The sequence below is a fragment of the Natronoarchaeum mannanilyticum genome (genome assembly GCF_039522665.1).
In the GTDB taxonomy this organism is placed as follows: Archaea; Halobacteriota; Halobacteria; order Halobacteriales; family Natronoarchaeaceae; genus Natronoarchaeum; species Natronoarchaeum mannanilyticum.
The window spans coordinates 69506-94239 of the sequence record NZ_BAAADV010000003.1; the positions used below are offsets into that span (position 1 = coordinate 69506).

Sequence of the window (24734 nt, forward strand, 5' to 3'; positions counted from 1 at the left end):
TTTATACAGCCCGATCCAAGAGGAAGTATGCCCTTCGGAGTGGTCGATATCACAGTAACGGGCGGACTGGTCCTCCTGTGCGCCGCAGGCATCAAGTACGTCGTCGACAGGCTGTACGAGCGAGTGGCGTGGAGGAACGTCTACGCCCGAGCGGCGATCACCGCGATCCTCGCCGGCGTCGGGGGCGTCGTCGCGGCCTACACGATTCTGGGGACGCTACAGTAGCTCGTCGAACCCGAGCGTCGCAGCCGCCAACCACAGTCAGGTATCTTCCGTGAATACTCCGTTCGTTAGCTCCGAGTGGCGCCACAGGCGTGTTGAAAACAAAATCTTTTCAATACTGTACTCTGAAGTCGCTAGCAATCACTGGTGTCCCACCGTGGCACGAATGGAAACAGCAGACATCGAAACCGACCTCAGCCTCTTCAAGTACGACAACCTCGAACAGCTGCCCGAACAGTACCGGGAGCTGGACGAGGCCGAGCGTTCGGAGCGCATCGAAGCGGCGCTCGACGCGCTCGGCGACGACGTCGTGATCCTCGGGCACAACTACCAGCGCCGGGAGATCGTCGAGCACGCCGACTTCATCGGCGACTCCTACCAGCTCTCGAAGGAGGCCGCGAACGCCGACGCCGAGTACGTGATCTTCGGCGGGGTGACGTTCATGGCCGAGAGCGCCGACATCATCACCGACGACTCCCAGACCGTGATCCTCCCGAGCATGGAGGCGTCCTGCCCGATGGCCGGGATGGCCGAGGCGCTGCAGGTCGACGCCGCGTGGGCCGAGATCACCGACGCCGCGCCCGACGCCGATATTATTCCGATCACGTACATGAACTCCTACGCAGACCTCAAGGCGTTCACCGCCGAGCACGGCGGCGCGGTCTGTACCTCCTCTAACGCGCATCTCGTGTTCGACTGGGCGCTGGAGAAGGGCGACAAGGTGCTGTTCCTTCCGGACAAGCACCTCGGCGAGAACACCGCCCACCGGCTCGGGCTCGAAGACGAGACCGCCGACTGGGACCCCTGGGATCCCGAAGGCAAGGACGCTGCGGAGGTCGCCGAGTCCGACATCATCCTCTGGGACGGCTACTGCCAGGTCCACGAGCGCTTCCGCGAGAGTCACATCGAGGACATCCGCGAGAAGCATCCCGACGCGAACGTCGTCGTCCATCCGGAGTGTCGCCGCGAGGTCGTCGAGGCGGCGGACGTGGTCGGCTCGACCAGCACGATCTGCGAGGTCGTCGAGGAGGCCGATCCGGGCGACCAGTGGGCGATCGGCACCGAGATCCACCTCGCGAACCACCTCGACCGCTGGCACCCCGAGGTGGAGGTGCTGCCGCTCTGTGGCGACGCCTGCATGGACTGCAACGCGATGCGCCAGATCGACCCGAACTACCTGACCTGGGTGCTCGAAGAGCTCGTCGCGGGCCGCGAGCGCAACGTGATCGAGGTCGCGCCCCGCGAAAAGGAACTCGCCGAGGTGGCGATGGACCGCATGCTGGAGCTACAGGGCTGACCGATGAGCGAGGACCACCTCACCGCGGACGTGCTCGTCGTCGGGAGCGGCATCGCGGGCTGTTCGGCCGCGCTCGCCGCCGCGCGCGAGGGCGCCGACGTGCTCGTCGCAACGAAAGCCGAGCGTCCCGAGGACGCCAGTACGGACTGGGCTCAGGGCGGCATCGCGACCTCGCGCGACGACCCCGAGCAGTTCAAGCGCGACGTGATCGAGGCCAGCGCCGGCACCGCCGATCCGGAGGCGGTCGACGTGCTCGTCGAGGACGCCAACGACGCGGTGCGAGACGTACTGCTCGACACGCTCGACGTCGGCTTCGACACGAACGGCGAGGACGCCGACGCGGCGACCGAGGACGACGATAACGCCGACGCGGAGACCGGAGACGGCGCCGAGGACCGGAAGTTCGACTTCGCGCGCGAGGCCGCCCACTCCGAGGAGCGGATCCTCCACGTCGACGCCTCGACGGGAACCCACATCCTCCGGCCGTTCCTGCAGTATCTCGACGACCACGAGCGCGTGACGATTCTCGAAGATACCGCCGCGCTCGACCTGATCGCCCACGAGGGGCGCGTCCACGGCGTCCAGCTCGACCGGACGCCGGCGGGCGAGCGCGCGCCGACGGGCCACCCCGCCTTCGCCGGCGCGACGATCCTCGCGACCGGCGGCGTCGGCTCGCTGTTCCCCCGCTCGACGAACCCGGCGGGCGCGACCGGCGACGGCGTCGCGATGGCCGCGCTGGCGGGCGCCGACGTCGCGGACATGGAGTACGTGCAGTTCCACCCGACCGCGTTCGATCCCGACACCGGTGCCGAGCGCGGCGACGCCGCGGGCGGGGACGGCGACGCGAGCGAGCGCGCGACAACGTTCCTGATCAGCGAGGCCGTCCGCGGTGAGGGCGCCCTGCTGCGGAACGGCGCAGGCGAGCGGTTCATGCCCGAGTACCACGAGGACGCCGAACTCGCCCCGCGCGACGTCGTCGCCCGCGCCGTTCAGGAGGAACGCGAGGCGACCGGAGAGGTTGTGCTGGACGTGAGCCCGCTCGACTTCGAGCGCGAGTTTCCCGACCTCGCCGCGGAGTGCGAGGATCGCGGGGTCGACTGGAGCGAGGGGATCCCGGTCGCGCCCTGCGAGCACTTCCTCTGTGGCGGCGTCGACGTCGACGACCGCGGCCGGACGAGCCTGGATCGCCTGTTCGCGGTCGGCGAGTGCGCGCGCACCGGCGTCCACGGCGCCAACCGGCTGGCCAGCACCAGCCTGCTCGAAGGGCTGGTCTGGGGGCTGCGGGCGGGCGAGGAAGCGGTCGGCGCCGACCCCGAACCGATCGAGGTGCCCGACCTGCTCGACAGCGATCCCGCGCTCCCCGATCGGTTCGCCGGCGAGAAGTTCACGCGCCTGCGCCGGGTGATGGACGAGCGCGTCGGTCTCCGGCGGGATCCCGAGAGGCTCCGCCGCGCGGCCGCCGTGCTCCGGCGGCTCAAGGGCGAGGTCGACGCCTACGTCCGGACGCGAACGGCCAGGGACCTCTACGAGCTTCGCAACGCCAGCGTCACCGCGCTGCTGATCGCGCGGGCGGCCGCCGAGAACCCCGAGTCGGTCGGCTGTCACTACCTCGTGGACGCCGACGGCGAGGCGCCGAACGAACCCGACGCCGAACCGGCGGACGACTGAGATGCCCGTCACCGACCGCCAAGTCGAGCGCTGGCTGCGCGAGGACCTGGGCCACCACGACGTGACCAACGACGTCCCCGACGAGACGACCGGCCGGCTCGTCACGAAGGAACCGGGCGTCCTTGCGGGCGTCGAGGCGGCGACGGCCGTCTTCGAGTACCTCGGCGTCGACGTCGTCAAGGCAGTCGCCGACGGCGACCGAGTCGAGCCGGGCGACGCCGTGCTCCGGGTCGAGGGCGAGTCTCGGGATGTGCTGCGCGCCGAGCGCGTCGCGGTGAACGTCGCCGGCCACGCCGCCGGCGTCGCGACGAAGACGCGCGCGGCGGTCGACGCCGCCAGATCCGAGTCCGACGACGTGGCGATCGCCGCCACGCGAAAGACCACGCCGGGCCTGCGCGGCGTCGAGAAGCGCGCGGTCGTCGCCGGCGGCGGCGACACCCACCGGCTCGACCTCTCCCACATGGTGATGGTGAAGGACAACCACGTCGCCGAGATGGGACTGGAGGAGGCCGTCACGCACTTCCGCGAGAAAGCGTCGTTCGCCACGAAGATCGACGTCGAGGTCGAATCGCCCGAGGACGCGCCGCGGGCCGCCGACGCGGGGGCCGACGTCGTCCTGCTGGACAACATGACGCCCGCCGAGACGCGCGAGGCCGTCGACCTGCTCCGCGAGACCGACCCGGACGTCCTCGCGGAGGCGTCGGGCGGCATCACCGTCGAGACGGTGCCCGAGTACGCCGCGACGGGCGTCGACGTGATCTCGATGGGTGCGCTGACCCACAGCGCGTCGACGCTGGATCTGTCCTTTCGGACGGGGCGTCGGTCCTGACGTCATGACTGGTGTTTGTTACCGTTTGTCACAACCTTCGCCTTTCGCGACAAACAGTACTCGCGGGTACCGCCGGACGCGGCCGGCGATCGCGGCGTCGGCGCGGCGAAACTTACCCCGGCGTCGCGGCGTCCTCTCCGAATACCGAACCGTATTTGCACGACGTGAGAGGGACGCTACTCTCGAACGGTCGTCTGCAACTAACTGGAGAGGCGTCGTGCACCCGATCATGCAGCGACGCAACCTGCTACGGACGGTCGGCGCCGCATCGGCACTCGGAACGGGAGCAACGGGCGCGCTCGCGACCCAGTCCGGCGGCGGCGGTGGAGAGAACGGCGGCGGACAGGAGTGTGCGCTCCCGGACTGCATTCACCCGACGCTGGGGTACTCCGGACTGGCCGGCGACAGTGGAGACTCGCTCCCAAACGATCTCCAGCCGGACCACGAGGTCGCCCTGGAGACGCGGACGGGCGGCGGAGCGGGAAGCAGCAACGGTGACGACAACGGAGGTAGCGGGGAGGGAAGCAGTGGCGGCAACGGTGGAGCGGGTGGGAGTGGACCAGACGGCAACGGAGCGCCACAGCCGCCCGAAAGCGCCGAGGAGCTCCCCGAGTTCGTCTTCGAGCCGACGGGGCTGGCCGTCGAGTCCGGCGACGTCGTCCGGTTCACGCTCGCGTCGCCCGACCACACGGTGACGGCCTACCACCCGGCGCTCGGACGCCAGCGCCGCGTGCCCGAGGGCGTTCCGCCGTTCTCGTCGCCGGTTCTGGGCGCCGAGACGTTCTGGCTCTACCGCTTCGACGAACCCGGCGTCTACGACGTCCTCTGTGCGCCCCACGAGATCTTTGGAATGGTCGGCCGGATCGTCGTCGACGGCGGCGAGGCAAACTTCGGGGAGGAAACGTACCCCGCGCAGCGCGGCCCGGAGTTCACTGCCGCGACCGTGCTGGACGACGATGCGCTCGACCCGGAGAACGTCGCCGAGGCGGGCGCGGTGAGCTGGAACGATCTCGCCGACGAGAGTATGGCCATGCAGATCGAGTTCGCCGAGACGGCCGAGGAAGACTCCGGAGGGGACGGCAGCGGCGAAGACGGTTCCGGCGGGGACGGCGCCGTGAGCGTCGGCGACGAGCAGCTCGAAGACGGAGATCTAGAGATCACCGAACACGAGTTCGTCGCCGAGGGGGACGTGTTCGAGGAGGTGTACGTCGAAGGTGTAGTCGAGAACACCGGCGATGAGACCTACGACAGCGTCGAAGTGCAGGTGACGGTGTACGACGCCGACGGGAACCAGCTCGACCAGTACATCGACATCACGTCGGACCTCGACGGCGGCGATTCCTGGCAGTTCGAGGCGCTGATCCTCGAGAGTTCGGAGGACATCGCGGAGTACGACATCGAAGTCGAGGGGACGCAGTTCTGAGGCTCCGGGCCTCGGGGCGTCGTTTTTTGTCATGGAAACGGTAACGGTCGGTAGACGAGCGACGCGGGTCCCACTATCCGCAGCGCGCACTTGCCCGGACGCGAGACGATGAACGAACTGGATCGGTCCCCCGAGACGATCGCGCCCCTCGACCAGTCGGTGCTGGCGCGGTTCGAGCGTCCGCACGTCGACGAGCCGGTCCGGCTGGCCGTGCTGGCCGACGCCCACCTCGCGACGCGCGCCGAAGGATCGTGGAAGGCGCTTCACCGCACCGAAACGGCGCTCGAACGCGCGATCGCGGACGTGAACGACCGTGGCGTCGACGCCGCGCTCGTCGCGGGCGATCTCACGAAGGACGGCGAGGGTCGAAACTTCGACCGATACGAGCAGTTGATCGAGCGCCTGAACGCGCCGACTGCGACGATTCCCGGCAACCACGACGTTCCGAAAGCAGAACTCGACCACCGGGTGATTCCCGTCGAGGCGTTCGCCGAGCGCTTCTGCGAGGACGGACTGCCCGCCCGGCGGTCGTTCGGCGGCGTCGACGTCGTTACCCTGAACACCGCGACCCATCCTCACGGTCGCCTTCGAACATCCCACGACGGCGCGGTCGGAGCGCGCCAGCGCCGGTGGCTCGACGACGCGCTGGACGACGCGGAGACACCGATCGTGCTCGGCCATCATCCGGTGATGGCGTTGCCGGAGCACGAACAGTTCTCCAGAAGCCACTTCACGCTGCGCGACGCCGACGCGACGCTCGACGTGCTCGCCGGCCACGACGTCCCGCTGGTTTTCTCGGGCCATCACCACCTGCCGGCGACGAGCCGCGAGCGCGGCGTCCGCGAGGTGATCGCGCCCGCGCTGTGCTCGTACCCGCGCGCGTACCTGCTCGTTGAGGTGGGGCCCGAGGGCACGACGATCCACTTCGTCCCCGTCGAGACGCCGACGGCCGCCGTCGACGTACGCCTCCACGGCGCCGGCGGGAATCAGGTCGGCCGCAAGGTGACCGAGTGGGCCGAGCGCCGACTCGCCGCCGCTCCGCTCGTCGACGAACGGGGAGGTGAGTGAGCGTGCCGCCCGACGACAACACCGAGCCGGCATCACTTCAGGCGTCTCGCCGGACGGTGCTGCGCTCGATCGGCGCGCTGGGCGTGCTCGGCGCGGTCGACGCCGAGCGCTGGGCCGGCCCGTGGAACCGTCCCTTCACGATGCTCCGGACGCCGGCGTCGACGCGGCTGGCGGACGTCGGGACGGCAGAAGCAAGCGAATCGGGGTCCGGCACGGCCGCCGCGGCCTCCGGACGCCGAACCGTGGGCGACGATCCGGAACTGGCCGTCAAGCGCGTCCCGACGCCGACGGTCGCGCTCTCGGGGCTCGTCGAGGGGCGCGCCGCGGCGGCGGAGCTGGACCCGCTCGCGGCGCTGCTGGCCGAGCGCGCGGGCATCGGCACCGTCCTGGCGCAGGCGGCCGACGGCCGGATCGATCGCGGCGACGGCCAACGCGTCGAGAGCGTCCTCGCGACTGCCCGTGACGACGTCCGCGGGATCGAGGACCTGCGGGACCGACGCGTCGCGTTCGGCGACCCGCTCTGTGGCATCGACTCGCTGTACCCGCTCGGGACGATCGAGGAGACACTCGGCCGGGGCGTCGCCCTCGACGACGAGTTCGGGGTCCGGTGGGTCGACAGCGGAAGCGCCACCGCGGTGGCGGACGAGGTTGCGGCGATCGGTACGACGGCGACGGCGGCCGATCGCGCCGGCCTGCGACCGATCGCGAGCGCGGGCGAGCTCCCGCGACCGGTGCTCGTCGCGGGCGCCGCGATGCCCCGCGTCGAGCGCGAGCGGTTCGTCGAGGCCGCGGGCGCCGTGGCATCCGAACGCGAGGGATGGCTCTCCGAGGTTCGGCGCGTCGACGCCGCGGCGCTGGACGCCGTCGCCGAACGGGCGACCGCTCTCGGCGTCCGCCTCGACGCCCTGTAGGAGAACGCCGTGATAGACACACTGCAGAGGAGATCGAACTGGGGTGTCGTGACCTGGCCGACGAGACTGAGCCACCCCGGGACGAGCCGTGTACCGTGGTGACGGACCGTTTGCCGCGGTGACGGGCCGTTTGCCCCGACGACGATCTGCGTCCAGTCCGACCGTTTATACCGGATGCCGCGGCGAGAGCCCCCATGCCAACGTACGAGGCGTTCCTGTCGGACGACAGGGCCATCGAGGGGTTGCCGATCAGGCTCGTGATCGCGATCGTCGTCGGCGTTGCGAGTCTCAGCATCATGATGTCGATGCTGGGCGGCATCGGCACGCTCGGCGCGACCGAACTCGACGCCCAGCCCGAAGCGGAGGTGATCGACGCCGACGAGCGAACGCTCTCGGTGACGGTCGTCGACGAGAGCGGCGAGCCGGTCGAGGGCGCGACGGTCGTCGTCGACGGCGACTCCGCCCAGCTCGACGAGATCGCGACCGGTACCTCCGGCGAGGACGGCACCGCGTCGGTCCGGATCGACCCCGAGCTCCGCCAGAATCAGGATCGCGGCACGCTGCAGATCGACATCAAGCCCCCCAGCGGCACCGACTTCCAGGACAAGCGCCAGAACACGGAGGTGCTGGTCGTCGATCGGTAGACGGGGCCTGGAGACAAAGCGTTCGACGTCGCAGCTGAGTCAGCGGTCCTCCCAGTCGATCCAGTCCCGTTGCCAGCCGTGGCGCGACTGGGCTTCGCGCCGGGCGCGCTCGCGGTCCTCGCGAGCCGTGCGGTTGCGCTCGACCGCGTCGACCTGCTCGCCGTCGACCAGCAGCGGCGCGAACGCCACGCCGCCGAGCTCTTCGGCCTCGCCGTCGGCGTCGAACGCGGTCAGCGACTGCTCGCTCGCGCCCTGCGGCATCACCAGCCGACCGTCGTCGTCGAGCTGGTCGAGCAAGGCGTCGGGCGGCCGGACTGCGGCGGCTTCCAGTAGAATCCGGTCGTAGGGCGCGTACTCGGGCAGCCCGTCGGCGCCGTCGCGGCGGTCGACCAGTACCTCGCCGTAGCCGGCGTCCGCGAGGTTGCTCCTGGCTTCGAGTACGAGCGAGCGTGCGATATCGAGGGCGTGGACGTTGCACGAACCGGCGATCTCGGCGGCGACGGCGGCGGTGTAGCCGACGCCCGCGCCGACGATCAGCACCGTGTGGTCGGCCTCGACGTCCAGCGCCTCGAGCAGTCGCGCCGCCGTGCTCGGGGCGAGCACGCGCGTCCCGAGACACCGGTGGCTGGTGTCGGCGTACGCGCCGCGATCGTCCTCGACGAACTCGTGACGCGGGACCTCCCGCATCGCCACGCTCACCTGATCGCTACGGACGACCGCCTTGGCCTCGTGCTCGAGGCTGTCGACCATGTCGTCACGCAGCACCGCGGGTTCCATGTTTCAGGTGACGGTCCGGACGGTTAAGAATCGCGCGGCCGGTCGCGAGCACCCGGCCTGCAATCGCAGGGCGGCGCGGCCGCTCGGGGAGTGAGCATCCCGCTATGCGAACCCCAACGCTATCCGCGCATCTGTACGAATCGGACGCCGCCGTGATCCTCGACGTCGAATTCGCCGTCGGATCGCTTGCGGTACCGCTGTAGCGTCTGACTGCGAGCGCCGATCGGCGCCAGCGCGACGCCGCCGTCGCGCAGCTGCTCGCCGACGGCGTCGGGGAACTCCCGGGCCGCGCAGGTTAGATACGCCGCGTCGTAGGGGGCGTGCTCTGGCCAGCCTTCGCGCCCGTCGCCGACGCGGACGGAGACGTCTTCGTAGCCGAGCTCTGCGAGCGTTTCGCGGGCTCGCTCCGCGAGTTCGGCGCTGTACTCGACGCTGTAGACGTGCTCGGAGCCGACGACCTCGGCGGTCACCGCGGCGTGATACCCGCAGCCGGTGCCGACTTCGAGCACGTCGTCACCCGGCGCGGCGTCGAGCAGCTCGACCATGATGCCGACCATGTGTGGCGCGCTGATCGTCTGGTCGTCGCCGATCGGCAGCGGGCGGTCGGCGTAGGCGTTCCCGCGGCGCCCCTCGGGGACGAACTCGTGGCGCGGTACCGCGCGGAGGGCATCGAGCGTCGCCGGATCGGTGACCCGCCCGCTTTCCGCGAGCCGATCGACCATCCGGTCGCGTCGGCGCTCGAACGATTCGTCGGGGTTGTCGTCGGAGCCGAACATGGGAAGCAGGCGTCGGATTGAGCGGGGAAGTCGCACGATTCGAGCGAGTTCCCTGGATCGCGGACCGCCTTACCAGGCCGACCAGGCGGTCGTCGACTCGTCGCGGACGTACAGCCGCTTGACGTCCTTCGCGGGGGCCGAGTCGCCCGGGTGATCGAGCTTGTCGTGGTTGTAACCGGCGGCGTCGTCGCGGACGTAGATCCCCTCGACGGTGAACTCCTCCTCGCCGAGTTCGTCGGTCGCGTCGACCGTGAACTCGTAGTCGCCGGGGACCTGCAGTGTGACGCTCCGGGTGTCGTCTCGCTTCCCGTCTTTCGGGTGGATCGTCGCGTTGACGCCGACGTTGCCCACCGCGCGCGTCCAGATCGTGTCGACGTCCTCGGCGGTCGCCTCCTCGACGCGCCCGCCGGTGTCGAGTTCGAGGCTGGTGATCCGGACGGTCATGATCGCCTCGTCGGTGTCGAGGACGAACTCCTCGCCGACCGCCAGGGTCTCGTCGGCGGGCGGCTCGGCGGTCGCGGTGAACGACTCGCCCTCCTGGGAGACGACGACGTTCCGCTGAACCGTGGTGTCGCGCTCGATTTTCGTCTTGTGGACGTGGTCGCACTCAGTGCATCGCACCGTCGCCTGGCCGCCGTCCTTGAGCAACTCGTGGACCGTCTCGACGTCGGGCGAACACGAGGGGCACGCGGCGGCCACGCGCTCCGCAGTCTCTGTCATATCAACGTGGTAGCGTCCGAGAAGGTATAAGCAGTGGGAGTGCGGGATGTCGGTCGCGGAAGGGAGGTAGACCAAGGGGCTAACCGATGGAGTTTTTGGGTCGGTCTCGAAAGACGGGCCTATGAATTTGCGCGGAGGTGTCACACGCCTACTGGCGATCGTCGGCGGGCTGGTGGCCCTGACGGGGTTACCGTATGCGATTTACATTATTCTCTACGAACTCCGAAAGCCGGAGGGGTCGCCCGCAAAGAAGGAGCCGGTCGAACCGGCGGTCAGCGTCGTGCTGCCGACGTACAACGAGGCCGACATCGTCGAGACGAAACTCGAAGATCTGCTGGAACTGGACTATCCGATGGAGAAAGTCGAGCTGGTCGTGGTCGACTCCAGCGACGACGAGACGCCGGAACTGATCGAGGCGTTCTTCGAGGACCGGGACGCGCCGGAACTGACGCTACTGCGCGAAGACGAGCGTCGTGGCTTAGCGGTCGCGCTCAACGAGGCGTACGCCGCAGCCGACAACGAGGTCGTCGTCAAGACGGACTGCGACTCGAAAGTGGCGCCCGACGCAATTCGGGAAGCGGTAGCGAATCTCGCCGATCCGGACGTAGCGGCTGTGACAGGGCGAAACGCCGAAGTGCTGGGCGGCAGCAAGGTCGAGCGGGGGTACCGCGACGTGCAGTCGAAGATCCAGACGCTGGAGTCCCACCTCGACTCGACGTTCATCTTTCATGGACCATTCTCGGCGTTTGAGCGCGACGCGATCCGACCGATCGATGAGGACTCGATCGCCGACGACACGGAGCTCGCGCTGAAGATTCGGAAAGAAGGTGGGCGCGTAGTGTTCGACCCCGCGATACGGTACCGAGAGGCCGCCCATTCGTCGTTCGGGAAGCGTCGTCAGCAAAAAGATCGGCGGGCGATGGGCCTGTTACGGCTCCTGTGGCGACAACGGGGGATGGTGGGACGGTACGGGAAGTATGGACGCGTCGTGTTGCCGTTCAACTGGTGGTTCATGATAATTTCTCCGTGGCTCATTGCCGGAATGGTCGGTATCGCGACTCTTGGGGCTCTGACCGTCGGCGGCCCCGTTGGGCTGGTTGTTCCGTCGGCGCTAGCGGCGGTCGTCTTACTCGGTTCGCGCGACGCGCTGGGGCCGTTCCAGTTGCTGTACTCGCTGTTCGACACACAGGTGTCGCTGTTCCGGGCGAGTCTGAAACTGTTGGCCGGGAAGGGCGACGGGACGTGGGATGTCGACCAGGAGCTCCGTGAAGCATTCAACTGACGGCGAGAGGCATAATATCTAAGCGCGTACAGAGGTTCTTCACAGTATCAGCAGATGAGCGACGTCACTATGGTCACGACCCCCGACGACGGATCGTGCGGGATCGGCAATTACACAGGCGACCTCCTCCGCGCGATGCCGGAGGCGCTCGATGCGAACGAAGTCTACGTCGAACTCGGATCGCTCGACCCCTTCGAGTTCCTGAGAGCGGCATTCGAGGCGGGACTCTCGGACGCGCCGACCGTTCACGTCCAGCACGAGTATGGAATCTTCGGCCCGAAGAGCCTGATGAGTTGGTTGTTCTTTCCGATCTTGTTTGTTCTGGCGACGCTCCGAGACAAGCGAATCGTGGTGACGTTCCACAGCGCCTGGAACAGCGATACGGTCGGCGCACCGCTGCGACCGCTCAAGCGAGCGTATGTGGCGCTGAACAACCGGATGGTCGCCGCCATCGCGGACGAGGCCGTGTTTCTATCAGAAAACTGCAAAGAAAAGTTCCTCGAGAGCGCTCCGCTCGAGTCCGTCACCGTGCTGCCACATGGCGTGCCGACGGAGACGAAGCCGATGGACGAAGCGGACGCCAAAGCCGAGTTCGGCTACGATCCCGACGAGACGGTGATTGTCGAACCGGGGTACGTCCGGCCGGAGAAAGGGTGCGATCTCTTCGTCGACCTCGCCCGGCGTCTCGAGGACTACTCGTTTCTCCTCGCCGGCGGGAGCCAGGGCGCCGATGAGTACTTCGAGGAGATACGACGCGAGATCCCGGAGAACGTCCAGATGACGGGCGTGCTGTCCGACCGTCGCTTCCACGCGGCCTTTATTGCTGCGGACCTCGTGGTGCTTCCCTACCGCGAGGTCACGCAGAGCGGCATCTTCAACTGGTGTGCGGCCTACGAGCGGCCAGTCGTCGGGAGCGATGAACCGTACTTCGAGCGATTGTCGGACAACTGGGACGCCGTAGAGGTTGTCGACTTCAACGACATCGACCGAGCGGCCTCGATCGTGCGAACGATCGTCGAGAGCGACGAGCGGTCGAGAGAACTGAAAGAAAGAGTTGGTAAGTACAGGTCAGACAGGTCATTTGAAGGCGTAGTCGAAAAGCAACTCGACATATACCAGCGTGCTGATACGTCGTCGGGCGGATGATCAGAGACAGGTATTTCTATTTCCCTTGGTTAAAGGAGGCAATCGATTCTGGTAAGTCAAAACGAGGTTACAATCCCCACTGCTTCGGAGAGATGCCGAAAGCATGAATATACTTGAAGCAGTGGTGTGGGCCATGTTACGGTCCCTGCTCCGGTATCCATACAATAAACTCCTGCGAAGCCGTCTACCCCGTAAGATCGGTTCATTCAACGGTGTAGCCGTCAGGTGGCCCCGACTGTTAGATATGCGGGATACAAAACCGGAATGGAAAGATGGAACGATCAGTGCCGTCCGGAACACGGTTGAGCCGGGAGACTTAGTCGTTGAGATAGGAAGTGGGTTCGGCGTCGCCACAATCTGGGCAGCCCGCTGTGCAGGAAAGGAAGGGACGGTCACCACGTATGAAGCGAGCCGCTCTCGATATGATGTCACGAAAGAAACGGTCATGTTGAACGGCATGCAGGAGCGCGTCGAAGTAGTTCACGCGCTCGTCGGCGAAAACGTGGATGTATTCGGCGAGCTTGAGGGAGCACGGTTCGTGGACCCGGACGAGTTGCCCGAAGCAGACGTTTTGATTACAGACTGCGAGGGAGCAGAAACAAAAATTATCGAAAGTCTTGATACGATTGATCCGGAGCGCGCCATCATCGAAGCGCATGGATTCGCAGGCGCGCCGAGCAAGGAAATTAAAGATAAACTCGTGGAACACGGATATGAGATTACGGCCGTGTGCGACGCCTTACCGGGGGACACACCTGAAAAGGACCACAAGACAGTCGTTGCGGAACGATAATTGACCCTCCGTTATAAAGAAACCAATGAGATCACGCCAGGGACTTACTGATGATGACCAGGTCGCCGTCGTTCATGGTGTCGCATTAGAACACGGGGGAGGTATGCGTGTCGCGGAAGAAATCGCTCGAACCTTCGACGCCCCGCTCTATATCGGGTTCTGCCGGTCGGGCGTAACTGAACACGTCAGCACCGACATAGAGTGTCATGTCATCCGTGATGACAAATCAATCACGGGCAAACTTGCAGGTGAATCCTCTCTCGTGAGGAACTTATATACTCTTTGGGAATTTCAGCACGTTCCCGAATTAACCGATTTCGACATCGTTATTCAGTCTGCTAGTAGTTTCGACTGGTATACGCCACCACCTGAACAGAATCTGATCCGATACGCGCACTCAGCGCCGGAACTCGCCTACCGGAGCTTCTCAGAGTTATCGAAATTTAGAACCAATAGGCTAATTGGATTGGTCAGTCGCGTACTGCGAACTCATACAATCCGGTACGCCGATGCGTATATCGCAAACTCCGAGATCACAGCTCAAGAGCTAAACCGTTACTTCGGGATTAAACCGGCTATCGCGTACCCGCCGATCGACGTATCAAAGTACAGCAAGCGTGATCAACAAGAGTACTACCTTACTGTTTCCAGACTAACTGGTGATAAAGGGGTCGAAGAGTTGGTCCAGATGTTTACAACAGAGCTGCCAAACCGAAAACTTAAGGTGGCGGGGACTGGCCCAATCGAGGATCGATTGCGAGGTATCGCGGGTGATAACGTAGAGATTCTGGGCTGGGTCAGCGAGGAAAGAAAGTACGACCTCCTCGGGTCGTGTCGTGGTTACATTCTGAACTCAGGAGTCGAACAATTCGGGATTTCGTCTGCGGAGGCGCTCGCCAGCGGTACGGCAGTTCTTGGTGTCGACGATGGGTACACATCCTACCAAATAATAAACGGGAAAAACGGGGTTCTCTACGAAAGAGGGGATCTTCCCGACGCCGTGCGAACGTTTGAGTCAGAAGGCGTTACGATGACTCGAAATGAGATTCAGCAGACGGCCGCGGACTACGACGTCGAAGAGTTTCGTCGGCGTATCGGAGCAGTCATTGAAGAGGTCGTTGAACAGTCCAGTCATACATCAATATCCGAATATCTATAAATGAGGGTCTCGAAAACCGTCGCTGACCTTCGGAGAATGCAGAAGACAATTATAGCATCACCGTGTCACTCTTAGGCCAAGGAATACTGTGTTGAGAATGTTCGGCAAAAACATCAAATACATAATAAGCGAGATACGCAATAACTACCACGACACGTACTGGTGGCGAATGCGGTTCCAAAACCGCATCGTTGGGCCGATTCAGGAGTCCTTGGAGGAGGACCCCGGAATCGACGTGATGGCCCGTGACTGGGACAATCTGCTGGTGCTGGACGCCTGCCGCTCGGATCTGTTCGAGGCGACAATCGATCTCGACAAGTTCGACGCGTACGAGGTCGTTAGGTCGCAAGCGTCGGCGACACCGGAGTGGATGGAGGAGAATTTCGCCGGCGAGACGTTCGGCGATACCGTGTACGTCAGTGGGAATCCATGGGTGTCGAAAATCGCTCCCGACGCATTTCACGACATCGTGAACATCTGGCTAGAGGACTTCGACATTGAACAGGAGGAACTGGCCGAGGTTGAAGTGCTCAATGAGCTTGGGATGACATTTGGCGAGACGGTACCCGCCGAACGAGTCAACGAGGCGGCGCTGGAAGCAGCCGAGCAGTACCCCGACAAGCGACTGATCGTCCACTATTTCCAGCCCCACGCCCCGTTCGTCGGAAATCCGGACGGAAGTCGAAAGGACGCCGTTCCGGACATCCATCCCGGCCGCCCGCTAGCAGCGGGAGAAATCGAACGCGAGGAGGTGTGGTCGCTGTACCGCGAAAACCTCGAGTACGTGTGGCACCACGCCGAAACGCTCACCGAAGAACTGGGTGGAAAATCGGTCGTGACCAGCGACCACGGCGAGATGTTCGGCGAGCGACTCTCTCCCTTCCCGATCCGAGGGTACGCACATCCTATCGGACTCCGATCGCCCGAACTCGTCGACGTTCCGTGGGCGGAGATCCAGCACGGCGATCGTAGGTCGATCACCAACGACGGCGTCCGGACCGTGGCCGTCGAAGAGGACGTCGTCGACGACCGACTCAGAGATCTCGGGTACAAGGTGTGACACGGAGCAGTCCGCGGGCCGAGAGACGGCTTCCGAGGCGCCGATACGCAGTGCCCGATCTGACCGGATACACCGGAGTCCCGCGGCCGACGTGATGCGCGAGTCGCACCCACAACGCACCCGGCGGCGCACCTCGAAGGTGTCGACACAGACCGTGAGCATCGCCCGACACCGCCGGGTAGTAGAGCGTTTCAAGTACGTCTCTCGATTACGGGAGCACGAGAGATGAGTCAAGGTGGCGAGTTCGGGCTGGAAGTCTCGAAGGGGTTCGTCGCGAAGATCGTCTTGGCAGCCATCGGCTTCCTCGGCAGCATCGTCTTCGCGCGAGTGCTCGGCCCCGCCGGCTACGGCAGCTTTCACGTGATCCTCGCCGTATCGGCCGTCCTCGACAATCCGGTCAGCGGGTTCGGAAACGCATGTAAGAAGCGTATTTCCGAGTACGATCACGATCCCGGGGAAATTCTCACTGCGGGGTTCGCCGTCGCGCTGGTCGGCGCGGCCGTCGTGTTCGCGGGCGCACTGGTTGCGGAGTCCTTCGTCGACTACTTTGACATGGAGAACGGCCCGCTGCTCGTCGCCGTCGTGTTCTCGGGCGTCGTCTTCTTCAAGATCGCCCAGCCGATGGTCGCTGGACTCGGAAAGTTCGGAACGGCGGTCACTCTCGACATGCTCCGGTCCCTGTTCACGATCCCGCTTCAGCTACTCCTCGTCGTCGTCTTCGGGCTGGGCGTCAGCGGGATGGTGTACGGACTCACGGTAGCGTCGCTGATGACGGTCCCCCTCACACTGTTCGTCCTCGGCGTTCGGCCGGCGATGCCGAGCAGATCGACCCTCGAGAGTCTCTGGGCATACGCCCGCTTTTCCGTGCCGAACAACTTCGTCGGAACGGCCTACAGCAAGCTCGACGTGCTCCTGTTGAGCGCGGTGCTCGGAACCGCCGCCGCAGGGCAGTACCAGATCGCTCTGCAGTTGATGTTGCCTGCGACGCTTCTCGCGTCGGTGATGGGATCCGGGCTGTTCGCGGAAGTCAGCGCGCAGGTGAGCCGCGACGAGGCGGTCGATGGACAAATTACGAACAACGTCGCGTTCGCATCCCTGTTCGCCGTCCCACTATTTTTCGGCGCCCTGGCGATGCCCGAAAGCATCGTGGTGACCGTGTTCGGCGGGCAGTATCGAGACGCCGCCGCGCTCCTGATCGGACTGGGCATCTACCAGATCTTTCGGACGCAGACGACCCAGGTTTCGTCGGTGCTCTCGGGGTACGATCGGCCCGATCTACTCCTCTGGATCAAGACCCTCACGGTGGTCACAAACGTCGCGCTCGGGGTCGTGCTCATCTACCAGATCGGTGCGCTCGGGGTCGTCGTGGCGACAGTCGTCGCAGAAGTGACGAGCTACGTCCTGTTAACGTACTACGCGCGTCGCCACGTACGCTACGCCATCTTCCCGGACCCGCTCCGATACCAGTTTCTCGCCGGTCTCGTGATGTTCGCCGTCGTCGAGTTGCTCCACCGGTGGATCGGCGTCAGTTCGTGGTTCGAACTGCTCACGATCGTCAGCGTCGGGGCAGCCGTGTACGGGATCGCGCTGATCGCGCTCTCGGACGTATTTCTGTTCACCGCGAAGAGTATTCTCGACGACGCAATCGAGCGGTACGGCTGACGGTGGCACCGCGGTCCAGGTTCGGCGTCGGCCGGTCTGTGGCATATCCTCAGCCGTAGCCGAGGTTCTTCAACCGTTCTTTGACGCCAGCGTCGACTGTGTCATCAACCAGAACGACGTCTGTTCCGTACCGTTCGTTCATACGCTCTTTGTATTCCGAGAGAGGTGTAGAGAAGTCGTTCACGACCGGTTCGTCGCCGTCCTCCCCATCGACGAGTTCCTCTCGAGAGGGCGATCGACCGACGGCGTACTTGCGGCGGCGTCCCAACGAATCCCACACGATCTTCATATCGTCTTGGTATACGCAGCGTTCCGCGCGGTCCCAGTACTCGAACTCCTCAAGTTCCTCACTCAGCGTGTCGCGACCGGGTACGGCCACCCGCTCTGCAGGCACCTCAGTGCGCGGTAACCGAGGCGAAGATCCGTCAACGATCGCACGACAGAGTTCGCCCACGTCGAGTTGTGACAGCGGTTGGTTCTCGTCAAGGTCGAATTCATCCGGCGGATTGAACACCAGCAGCGGGACGTGCAACAGCCCCTCTGAAAGGCCGCCTGCGGCGTGTCCGATCAGGTTATCCTCGTAGTCGTATCCGAGGTTTTCGCCGTGGTCCGAGGTTACGATAACCGTCGTCTCGGTGTCGATTTCTCGTTCGGTCCACTCGAGGAACTCGGCGATCACTCGATCGAGGTAGTCGATCGATGCCCGGTACAGTTCGCGGAGATTTTCGACGTACGACGAGTACTGGTCGAAATCCGACGCCGTATTCATCTCCCAGTTGGGAACCTCGTCCGACGACCACGACGCCGGTGTCGAGTACAGTGATCGATCGTAGGAGGCGACCGCACGGTGAGGCATGTGAGCCTCCATGAGATTTGCGTACAGGAATACTGGTCGTCCGGAATTACTGCTCGAGAGCGCATCCTTAGCGCCCGCAACGACGTTCTGTGCTCCGTAGTCGGCGTACCGAGGAACGGCCGGGAACCAACTGCCGGTTTCGTACAGCTTGACTGCGGCGCCGTTTACCAGACTCGGCAGAAGCGATCGCTCCCTAGCCGCCTTCAGTAGGAACTTGGCATACTTCGATGACCCTCCGTCGTGGTTCGCCGCGAATGACACAAGATCGACACCCCCGTCTAGGAATCCGAACCTCGTGAACGAGATCGCGTTGTACTGATCGAACAGGTCTCGAAATCCCTGTCGAGTGTTCAGGTTGAAGTTCGCATTCACAGCGACGGACCGATGTTCGTCGAGGTCGTCGATGAACGTGTCCTCAAGGGAAATCGTCGAATAGGAGGGAGAGTAGGCATGTATGCCGTGTTCATTGGGGAGATGTCCCGTCAGCATTGAGGCATGGCTCGGGATCGTCCAAGTGCTCGCCGCGTAGCAGCGCTGGACCTCGATGTCGGAACGTTCTCGTAGCCGGGACGAGTACTTGTCGAAGAAGTCTTTTCGGACTGTATCCAGAACGACAAAAACGACATTTCGAGTCATATTTGGTGTTTGAAATACCTCGACACCGTTGGAGCTATTGGGATCGGCGAAGACGGTGTCGAGAGTCGGATATTACGTTCGTTCCGGGAAAATATACGTTTGTTGGTCCTGCTCACCGTGACTCTCCCACAGAGCAAGTACTGATCGGCAGACAACGCTCACGTCAGGTCCGAAGACGAACCTAAGTATTTTTACCACGACGACCGCTCTTAGCGAGGGCAATGGGCCAACTCAGAAGCGTTCTTGAAAACTACGACGATCAATGGTGGTGGCGGCATCGGTTGCTCTCTCGTGTTGTCGGTCCGTTAACAAGACTCATCTACGGTAGCGGAGGCGAAGATGTCATGTCGAGAGACTGGGATAACCTGTTCATCTTCGATGCCTGCAGGTCGGACATGTTTGAAGAAGTGGTCGGAGTAGATCAGTTCGATTCGTACGAGACGATACGATCGAAGGGCGGAAACAGCCCGGAATGGATAAGAAACAATTTCAACGGAAAAACGTACAACGACACGATATACGTCGTCGCGAACCCTTGGACGCACGTTCTCGAACAGGACATTTTCTTCAAAGTTATCGACGTGTTCGAGGAGAAAGAGATGGTCCAGTCCTGTAGTTCGATCGACTTCGAGAAGTGGGACGATGTCGGCACTGTCCCGGCTAGCGTGATGAACGACGTGACGCGGAAGATCCACGATACCCATCCGGACAAAAGGCTTATTGTCCACTACTTCCAGCCGCATGATCCGGTTATCGGCAGAGGAGACGGAGAGATAGAGATCGACGAAGAACTCGAACCGAGAACGAATCTGGTTACCGGCCGCGTTTCACCGGGGGAAATCTGGGACGGGTACAGCAGAAATCTTCAGTACGTGTATCATTACGCCGAGAAACTGATGGACGATCTGGACGGGAAGACGGTGATTAGCGCAGATCACGGCGAGCTACTGGGCGAAATCCTATGGCCAATTCCTGTTCGTGGATATGCACACCCAGAGGGGGTATATCATCCGAACTTGACTACTGTTCCTTGGGCAGAGATTGACGGGGAGCGCCGCGAAATCGCGGCGGGGCAGGGCAATCACGATCGAATCTCCAAAAACAAAGAGAGGCTCAGAGACCTCGGATATCTGGGTGATTGATTGTACGTGCCTATAACGCATCCGCATCGCCGCGAACATCTACGGTGTAACGATTTCACTACTGCACTAAGAACGAGAATACACGCACTCTATCTTCGACACTACGTCGTTCCAGTCGTTGACCGTTGACGGATCAGTCGATTCACAGCGTACCGAACGAATTCCCGCGGCCACGGCGTCGTGCTCGTCGGATGTGATGCTCGCTACTCCGTCCCGGTACGCCCACTCGGCGAGCGCGCCCGCCTCGCGGACCACGCACGGCGTCCCAGCGGCGATTGCTTCCTGGACGGTCATCCCGAACGCCTCGAACGCCGAGAGCGAGACGTACACCGACGCACCAGCGTACAGCGATGGCAGTCGATCGTCGGCAACGAACCCCTCGAAGTGAACGCGGTCCGCGACGCCGACCCGCTCGGCGATCCGCTCCAATTGGTCTCGGTAGGGCCCGCTTCCCGCCACGACGAGGTCGTACTCGGGAAGCCGGTCGAGCCCCCGAATCACGTGCTGGATTCCCTTGTACTCCTCGAGCCGACCCACGCAGAGCAGATACGGGCGATCGCGAGTTTCGGGCGTTGCGTCCGCGAACCGATCGCGGTCAATCCCGTTCGGGATCGTTCGCGCATCGACGTCTAGGTCCCGAGCGAGACGATCTCGTTCCCAGTCGCTAACCGCGATCACGGCGTCAGCGCGGCGCAGGGCCCAACCGCCGGGGTACCGGTAGAGATCGAGCAGCACGTCGCGGACTCGATCAGCACTCCCGCCGTGGTAGTGCGGTGTCGCCACGAAGCGCTGGTCGCTACCGACGGCGGCGGCAGCGAACAGTAGCGGCAGAGAGTGGTAGTTGTGGGCGTGGACGATGTCGGCGGCGCTAGTCTGGACAGTCGCTGCGACGCCGGGCGCCACGTGGAACGCTCCGCCCGGGGCGACGCCACGGTGGCGGACGACGTCGACGCCATCGATCGTCTGGTTCCGAGGGTCGTCGGAGCGGCGGTCAGCAGTGACGACCGTCACCGAGTGACCGGCTTTGACCAGGCGAGTAGCTAACTCTCGTACGTGGGTTTCGACGCCGCCGGTTCGGGGGGCGTACCGGGGTGTCACCTGGAGGATCTTCATCCGCCGGTCGAACGATAGGGTGCGTCCAGATAAAGATCGAACGGCCGGGCCGCTTCAATAGTCATGCGGTAAAAGTGGCGAGGATGGATCAAAACATCTGGGATTCATGTCGGTGGAGGATCTTCCGGCGGCGGCGGCAAACCTTCCCAGTCCGATAGCACTTTTACCGCGAGAGCAGCACCGTACCAGTATGGCCCGAGACGATTTCCAGCAGCAACTCGCGGATCTAGAGGAAGACGTACTGTACATGAGCGAACTCGTCCTGGAGCGACTTCGCATGGGACTCGACGCGCTCGAACAGAAAGACCGGGAGACCGCCCGGGACGTCATCGAGGGCGACCACGAGATCAACCAGCTGTACCTCGATCTCGAACAGGACTGCATCGACCTGCTCGCGCTCCAGCAGCCGGTCGCGAGCGACCTGCGCTTCATCGCGTCGTCGTTCAAGATCATCACCGACCTCGAGCGGGTCGGCGACCTCGCGACGAACCTCGCGGAGTACTCGCTGAGCGCCTACGAGGACGTGTTCCCGGAGGTCGACGTCCAGGCGATCGGAACCTTGACCCACGACATGATCGAGGACGCGATGACCGCCTACGCCGAGCGCGACACCGACGCGTGCCGAGAGATAGCCTCCCGCGACGACGAGCTCGACGAGCTGTGCGAGCAGGCCAGCCAGACCGTCGTCCGGGACCTGATCGAGCGCGAGCTCGACGCGCCCGACGACGAAGAGATCGAGGAGCTACTCAACGATGTCTCGAGACTGCTTCTGACGATCCGCGACCTCGAGCGCGTCGGCGACCACGCGGTCAACATCTCCGCGCGGACCGTGTACATGGTCGAAAGCGACGACGAGCTGATCTACTGAAAACGAGGGGGTTCACCGACCGTCGTAGCGCCACGTTTCGCCGCCCCAGTGGGGATCGACGACGCCCGGCAGGTCACCCAGGCGCTCGCTGACCGTCTCCCACCAGGGCTCGGGGTCGTCGTACCCGGCCGCGTGGGACGGATACACGTCGCGCTTGAAATCCGCCGCCTCCAGCTCACCGTCCTCGCGAAGCCGGTCGAAGGCCGCGCGAACGGCGTCCCGGCGCCAGTCGCGCATCATCCCGCTGACGCCGGGCATCTCCATGTCCTTCAGCAGCTCGTCGACGCGTTCGTCGACCGGCCGGCCGTCGCCGTCCTCGTCGACGAACGCCGCGCGCGGCCGAAACCACACCGTCAGCGGCGGCTCCTCGCGCACTCGCTTGCGCCGCAGTTCGCCCGCCCGGCAGAGCGCGTCGAGCTTGCTCCGGGCCTCGTACTCCGTCGTCGCGATGGCGTCGGCGATCTCGGCTGCGGTGCGCGGCTCTGCGCCCTCGAACTCGGATAACAGCTCCTCGTCGGGGACCTCTTCGACGAACTGTCCCCAGCTACGATCGTCGTTGTCGCTCATCGGTCACCCCCGCGGAGTCGAGCATCATTTTTTCCGTCATCCGTCATCGTGATAACTTTTTGGGTGATCGGACGGCCGGTTCCCGTCGAGTCGCCGTCCTGACGCGCGGATCGACCGTCTTGCTCAGTCGTCCGCGACCGCGCGCTCGATCGCCGTCTCGGCGTACCACACCACCGAGAAGTCCTGCGGGCTCGGCAGCGCGCAGGCGGCCCACGCGACCGCGGCGGCGACGACGCGAGGGTCGCCCGTCGCCAGCGGGTCCGGCAGGACGCCGAAGACGACCAGCGCGAACGGCGCCAGGAGCGTCAGCGGCATCAGCGCGGCGAGGCGGACCCCCCACGCCGGCGCGTCGGCCGGGACGGTGCGGGGTCGCACCGACGCCCAGGTGCCCAGCAGTCCGGCCCGGAGCAGCCCGGCCGATCCGCGATCTCCCAGCCAGCGGATCTCGTAGTCGACGCCGATCGCGCGCAGCGCGAGCGCGTGGGCGTACTCGTGGGCGACGGTGCCGAGGCCGAGCGTACAGAGCAGGACGGCGCCGACCGCGAGGAGGCGGAGCGGCGTCGCGGCGAGCTGGAGGGGGTCCATAGGGCGATCGTACTCGTCACGGAAGCGGCGGTAGGACCGCTTTAATCTATCGGTCCAGCGGTTCTTCCTCGGAATACCGAGATGCGACGGCGGCGAGACCGTCGGAAAGGCGAGCTTACCGGAGCGTCATCCGCGGGCCGGCCGGACGGTCGAACTCCGCGCGGAGCACAACGTAGAAGGCGCCGACGCGTCGAGTGTCGGCATGGTCGGAAAAGTCGATCCGAAGACGCTGGCGCGGGTGCTCGCCGGAACCGGCGCGTCGAGCGCGGCGGTCGGCGTCGGTCCCGGGTTCGGCGAAGACGCCGCGGCGATCGAACTGGGCGAGCAGACGCTGGTCGTCAGTTCGGATCCGATCTCGCTCGCGGCCGAGCGCATCGGCACGCTCGGCGTCCACGTGGCGTGCAACGACGTCGCCGCGAGCGGCGGCGATCCCGAGTGGCTGACGAGCGTCCTCCTGCTCCCCGGCGACGCCGACGACGCGACGATCGACGCGATCGTGGCCGATCTCGACCGGGAGGCCGCCGCGCTCGACGCGACGATCGTCGGCGGCCACACCGAGTACGTCGACCAGCTGGAGCGGCCGCTGCTCTCGCTGACGGCGATCGGCACGACCGACCGGTTCGTTCCCACGGGCGGCGCCGAGCCGGGCGATCGCGTCGTCCTGACGAAGGGCGCCGGGATCGAGGCGACGGCGATCCTCGCGACGGACTTCGCGGACGAGCTCGGTCTTCCGGCCGACGCCGTCGACGCCGCGGCGACCTTTTTCGAGGAGATCAGCGTCGTCCCCGAGGCCCGCGTCCTCCGGGAGCACGCCACGGCGATGCACGACCCCACCGAGGGCGGCGTGCTGGGCGGGCTGGTCGAGCTCGCGCGGGCCGCCGAGGCCGGCGTCGAGGTCGAGCGCGCGGCGGTCCCCGTGCGCGAGGAAACCGAGCGGGTCTGCGCGGCGATGGGCGTCGATCCCCTGCGAACGTTCGGCTCGGGTGCGCTGCTGGCGACGCTGCCCGCAGAGCGCGTCGAGGACGCGCTCGCGGCGCTCGACGACGCCGGCATCGAGGGAGCGGAGATCGGCCGAGTCGTCGAAAGCGAGCGCCACGGCGTCGACCTCGACGGCGAGCACTTCGCAGAGCCGCCGCGCGACGAACTGTACCCGCTCTGGGAGTAGCTCGGCGTCGACGCTTCGGGGCGCGGACCGTCTCCTCGACGGACACGTCGGCAACCGAACCCGACGAGCCTGCTGACAAACCGAGACAGGTGGCGCGAACGAACTTCTCGCGGCGCGTCGACGTCCACATCGTATGTCGGCAGTCAAGATCATCAAGGTGCTCGGCACGTCCGAGGAATCGTTCCACGACGCGACTCAGGAGGCCGTCCGCGAGGCGTCGCAGACCATCGAGGACATCAAGGGCGTCGAGGTGGAGGACCAGACGGCGTCCGTCGAGGACGGCGAGATCACCCAGTACAAGACGACCGTCGAGGTCGCGTTCCCCGTCAAGCACGGCGAGGAGTGACGGCAAAGATACGTTCCGT

The 24734-nt window shown here is 64.8% G+C and carries 25 protein-coding genes; 18 read left to right on the plus strand and 7 right to left on the minus strand.

Features of this window, described 5'->3' with window-relative positions; genetic code table 11:
• The first annotated feature begins 27 nt into the window (after positions 1 to 27).
• The 8 genes from ABDZ81_RS08770 (at position 28) to ABDZ81_RS08805 (ending at position 8062) form a co-directional block, all read left to right on the plus strand.
• A complete protein-coding gene (locus tag ABDZ81_RS08770) occupies positions 28 to 225 on the plus strand; it encodes a hypothetical protein (protein WP_343773585.1) in 198 nt (65 codons plus the stop codon).
• A 154-nt stretch (positions 226 to 379) separates the two neighbouring features.
• Positions 380 to 1519 carry a quinolinate synthase NadA gene (gene nadA / locus ABDZ81_RS08775; protein ID WP_343773586.1) on the plus strand — a complete coding sequence of 380 codons (1140 nt, stop codon included), beginning with the start codon at positions 380 to 382 and terminating at the stop codon, positions 1517 to 1519.
• A gap of 3 nt (positions 1520 to 1522) precedes the next feature.
• A complete protein-coding gene (locus ABDZ81_RS08780; protein ID WP_343773587.1) occupies positions 1523 to 3187 on the plus strand; it encodes an L-aspartate oxidase in 1665 nt (554 codons plus the stop codon).
• A gap of 1 nt (position 3188) precedes the next feature.
• A complete protein-coding gene (gene nadC / locus ABDZ81_RS08785) occupies positions 3189 to 4016 on the plus strand; it encodes a carboxylating nicotinate-nucleotide diphosphorylase (protein ID WP_343773588.1) in 828 nt (275 codons plus the stop codon).
• Positions 4017 to 4245: 229 nt separating this feature from the next.
• Positions 4246 to 5439 carry an FxLYD domain-containing protein gene (locus ABDZ81_RS08790; RefSeq protein WP_343773589.1) on the plus strand — a complete coding sequence of 398 codons (1194 nt, stop codon included), beginning with the start codon at positions 4246 to 4248 and terminating at the stop codon, positions 5437 to 5439.
• 108 nt (positions 5440 to 5547) lie between these two features.
• Positions 5548 to 6507: a metallophosphoesterase family protein gene (locus ABDZ81_RS08795; protein ID WP_343773590.1), complete on the plus strand. Its 960-nt coding sequence runs from the start codon at positions 5548 to 5550 to the stop codon at positions 6505 to 6507.
• Positions 6508 to 6509: 2 nt separating this feature from the next.
• On the plus strand, positions 6510 to 7418 hold the full coding sequence (locus ABDZ81_RS08800; RefSeq protein WP_343773591.1) for a PhnD/SsuA/transferrin family substrate-binding protein: 909 nt from the start codon (positions 6510 to 6512) through the stop codon (positions 7416 to 7418).
• A 194-nt stretch (positions 7419 to 7612) separates the two neighbouring features.
• The gene (locus ABDZ81_RS08805; RefSeq protein WP_343773592.1) at positions 7613 to 8062 is read left to right on the plus strand and encodes a DUF7382 domain-containing protein; all 450 of its coding nucleotides are present in this window, start codon (positions 7613 to 7615) and stop codon (positions 8060 to 8062) included.
• 39 nt (positions 8063 to 8101) lie between these two features.
• On the opposite strand, the gene ABDZ81_RS08810 is transcribed toward ABDZ81_RS08805, so the two are convergent.
• The 3 genes from ABDZ81_RS08810 to ABDZ81_RS08820 all read right to left on the minus strand — a co-directional run bounded on the left by ABDZ81_RS08810 (position 8102) and on the right by ABDZ81_RS08820 (position 10335).
• The gene (locus ABDZ81_RS08810; protein WP_343773593.1) at positions 8102 to 8839 is read right to left on the minus strand and encodes a protein-L-isoaspartate O-methyltransferase family protein; all 738 of its coding nucleotides are present in this window, start codon (positions 8837 to 8839) and stop codon (positions 8102 to 8104) included.
• Between the two features lie 119 nt (positions 8840 to 8958).
• Positions 8959 to 9624, minus strand: coding sequence for a protein-L-isoaspartate(D-aspartate) O-methyltransferase (locus ABDZ81_RS08815; RefSeq protein WP_343773960.1), 666 nt, complete (start codon positions 9622 to 9624; stop codon positions 8959 to 8961).
• A gap of 60 nt (positions 9625 to 9684) precedes the next feature.
• Positions 9685 to 10335, minus strand: coding sequence for an HVO_0476 family zinc finger protein (locus ABDZ81_RS08820; protein WP_343773594.1), 651 nt, complete (start codon positions 10333 to 10335; stop codon positions 9685 to 9687).
• A gap of 121 nt (positions 10336 to 10456) precedes the next feature.
• Here ABDZ81_RS08820 and ABDZ81_RS08825 point away from each other — a divergent pair, with 121 nt between their 5' ends.
• The 6 genes from ABDZ81_RS08825 (at position 10457) to ABDZ81_RS08850 (ending at position 17437) form a co-directional block, all read left to right on the plus strand.
• Positions 10457 to 11617, plus strand: a complete 1161-nt coding sequence (locus ABDZ81_RS08825) for a glycosyltransferase (protein WP_343773595.1) — start codon at positions 10457 to 10459, stop codon at positions 11615 to 11617.
• A 54-nt stretch (positions 11618 to 11671) separates the two neighbouring features.
• Entirely contained in the window at positions 11672 to 12763 is a 1092-nt protein-coding gene (locus ABDZ81_RS08830; RefSeq protein WP_343773596.1) for a glycosyltransferase, read from the plus strand.
• A 244-nt stretch (positions 12764 to 13007) separates the two neighbouring features.
• The gene (locus ABDZ81_RS08835; protein WP_343773597.1) at positions 13008 to 13556 is read left to right on the plus strand and encodes an SAM-dependent methyltransferase; all 549 of its coding nucleotides are present in this window, start codon (positions 13008 to 13010) and stop codon (positions 13554 to 13556) included.
• A 25-nt stretch (positions 13557 to 13581) separates the two neighbouring features.
• Positions 13582 to 14715: a glycosyltransferase gene (locus ABDZ81_RS08840; RefSeq protein WP_343773598.1), complete on the plus strand. Its 1134-nt coding sequence runs from the start codon at positions 13582 to 13584 to the stop codon at positions 14713 to 14715.
• A gap of 169 nt (positions 14716 to 14884) precedes the next feature.
• Complete coding sequence (locus ABDZ81_RS08845; RefSeq protein ID WP_343773599.1) at positions 14885 to 15775, plus strand: alkaline phosphatase family protein; 891 nt, start codon at positions 14885 to 14887, stop codon at positions 15773 to 15775.
• Positions 15776 to 16000: 225 nt separating this feature from the next.
• Positions 16001 to 17437: an oligosaccharide flippase family protein gene (locus ABDZ81_RS08850; protein WP_343773600.1), complete on the plus strand. Its 1437-nt coding sequence runs from the start codon at positions 16001 to 16003 to the stop codon at positions 17435 to 17437.
• Between the two features lie 49 nt (positions 17438 to 17486).
• On the opposite strand, the gene ABDZ81_RS08855 is transcribed toward ABDZ81_RS08850, so the two are convergent.
• On the minus strand, positions 17487 to 18929 hold the full coding sequence (locus ABDZ81_RS08855) for a sulfatase-like hydrolase/transferase (RefSeq protein WP_343773601.1): 1443 nt from the start codon (positions 18927 to 18929) through the stop codon (positions 17487 to 17489).
• 344 nt (positions 18930 to 19273) lie between these two features.
• Between ABDZ81_RS08855 and ABDZ81_RS08860 the strand changes: the two genes are divergently transcribed.
• Positions 19274 to 20071: an alkaline phosphatase family protein gene (locus ABDZ81_RS08860; protein WP_343773602.1), complete on the plus strand. Its 798-nt coding sequence runs from the start codon at positions 19274 to 19276 to the stop codon at positions 20069 to 20071.
• Between the two features lie 66 nt (positions 20072 to 20137).
• Here the strand turns inward: ABDZ81_RS08860 and ABDZ81_RS08865 are convergent, their stop codons facing one another.
• Entirely contained in the window at positions 20138 to 21184 is a 1047-nt protein-coding gene (locus ABDZ81_RS08865) for a glycosyltransferase family 4 protein (protein WP_343773604.1), read from the minus strand.
• A gap of 190 nt (positions 21185 to 21374) precedes the next feature.
• Here ABDZ81_RS08865 and phoU point away from each other — a divergent pair, with 190 nt between their 5' ends.
• Positions 21375 to 22052 (plus strand): phosphate signaling complex protein PhoU, encoded by a 678-nt coding sequence (gene phoU / locus ABDZ81_RS08870; protein ID WP_343773605.1) that lies wholly within the window; start codon positions 21375 to 21377, stop codon positions 22050 to 22052.
• 12 nt (positions 22053 to 22064) lie between these two features.
• On the opposite strand, the gene ABDZ81_RS08875 is transcribed toward phoU, so the two are convergent.
• Both ABDZ81_RS08875 and ABDZ81_RS08880 read right to left on the minus strand, forming a co-directional pair.
• On the minus strand, positions 22065 to 22619 hold the full coding sequence (locus tag ABDZ81_RS08875; protein WP_343773606.1) for a FaeA/PapI family transcriptional regulator: 555 nt from the start codon (positions 22617 to 22619) through the stop codon (positions 22065 to 22067).
• A gap of 123 nt (positions 22620 to 22742) precedes the next feature.
• Positions 22743 to 23204, minus strand: coding sequence for a hypothetical protein (locus tag ABDZ81_RS08880; protein ID WP_343773607.1), 462 nt, complete (start codon positions 23202 to 23204; stop codon positions 22743 to 22745).
• A 202-nt stretch (positions 23205 to 23406) separates the two neighbouring features.
• Here ABDZ81_RS08880 and ABDZ81_RS08885 point away from each other — a divergent pair, with 202 nt between their 5' ends.
• A complete protein-coding gene (locus tag ABDZ81_RS08885) occupies positions 23407 to 24369 on the plus strand; it encodes an AIR synthase family protein (protein ID WP_343773608.1) in 963 nt (320 codons plus the stop codon).
• A gap of 133 nt (positions 24370 to 24502) precedes the next feature.
• Positions 24503 to 24715, plus strand: a complete 213-nt coding sequence (locus tag ABDZ81_RS08890; RefSeq protein ID WP_343773609.1) for a dodecin family protein — start codon at positions 24503 to 24505, stop codon at positions 24713 to 24715.
• Positions 24716 to 24734: the final 19 nt, after the last annotated feature.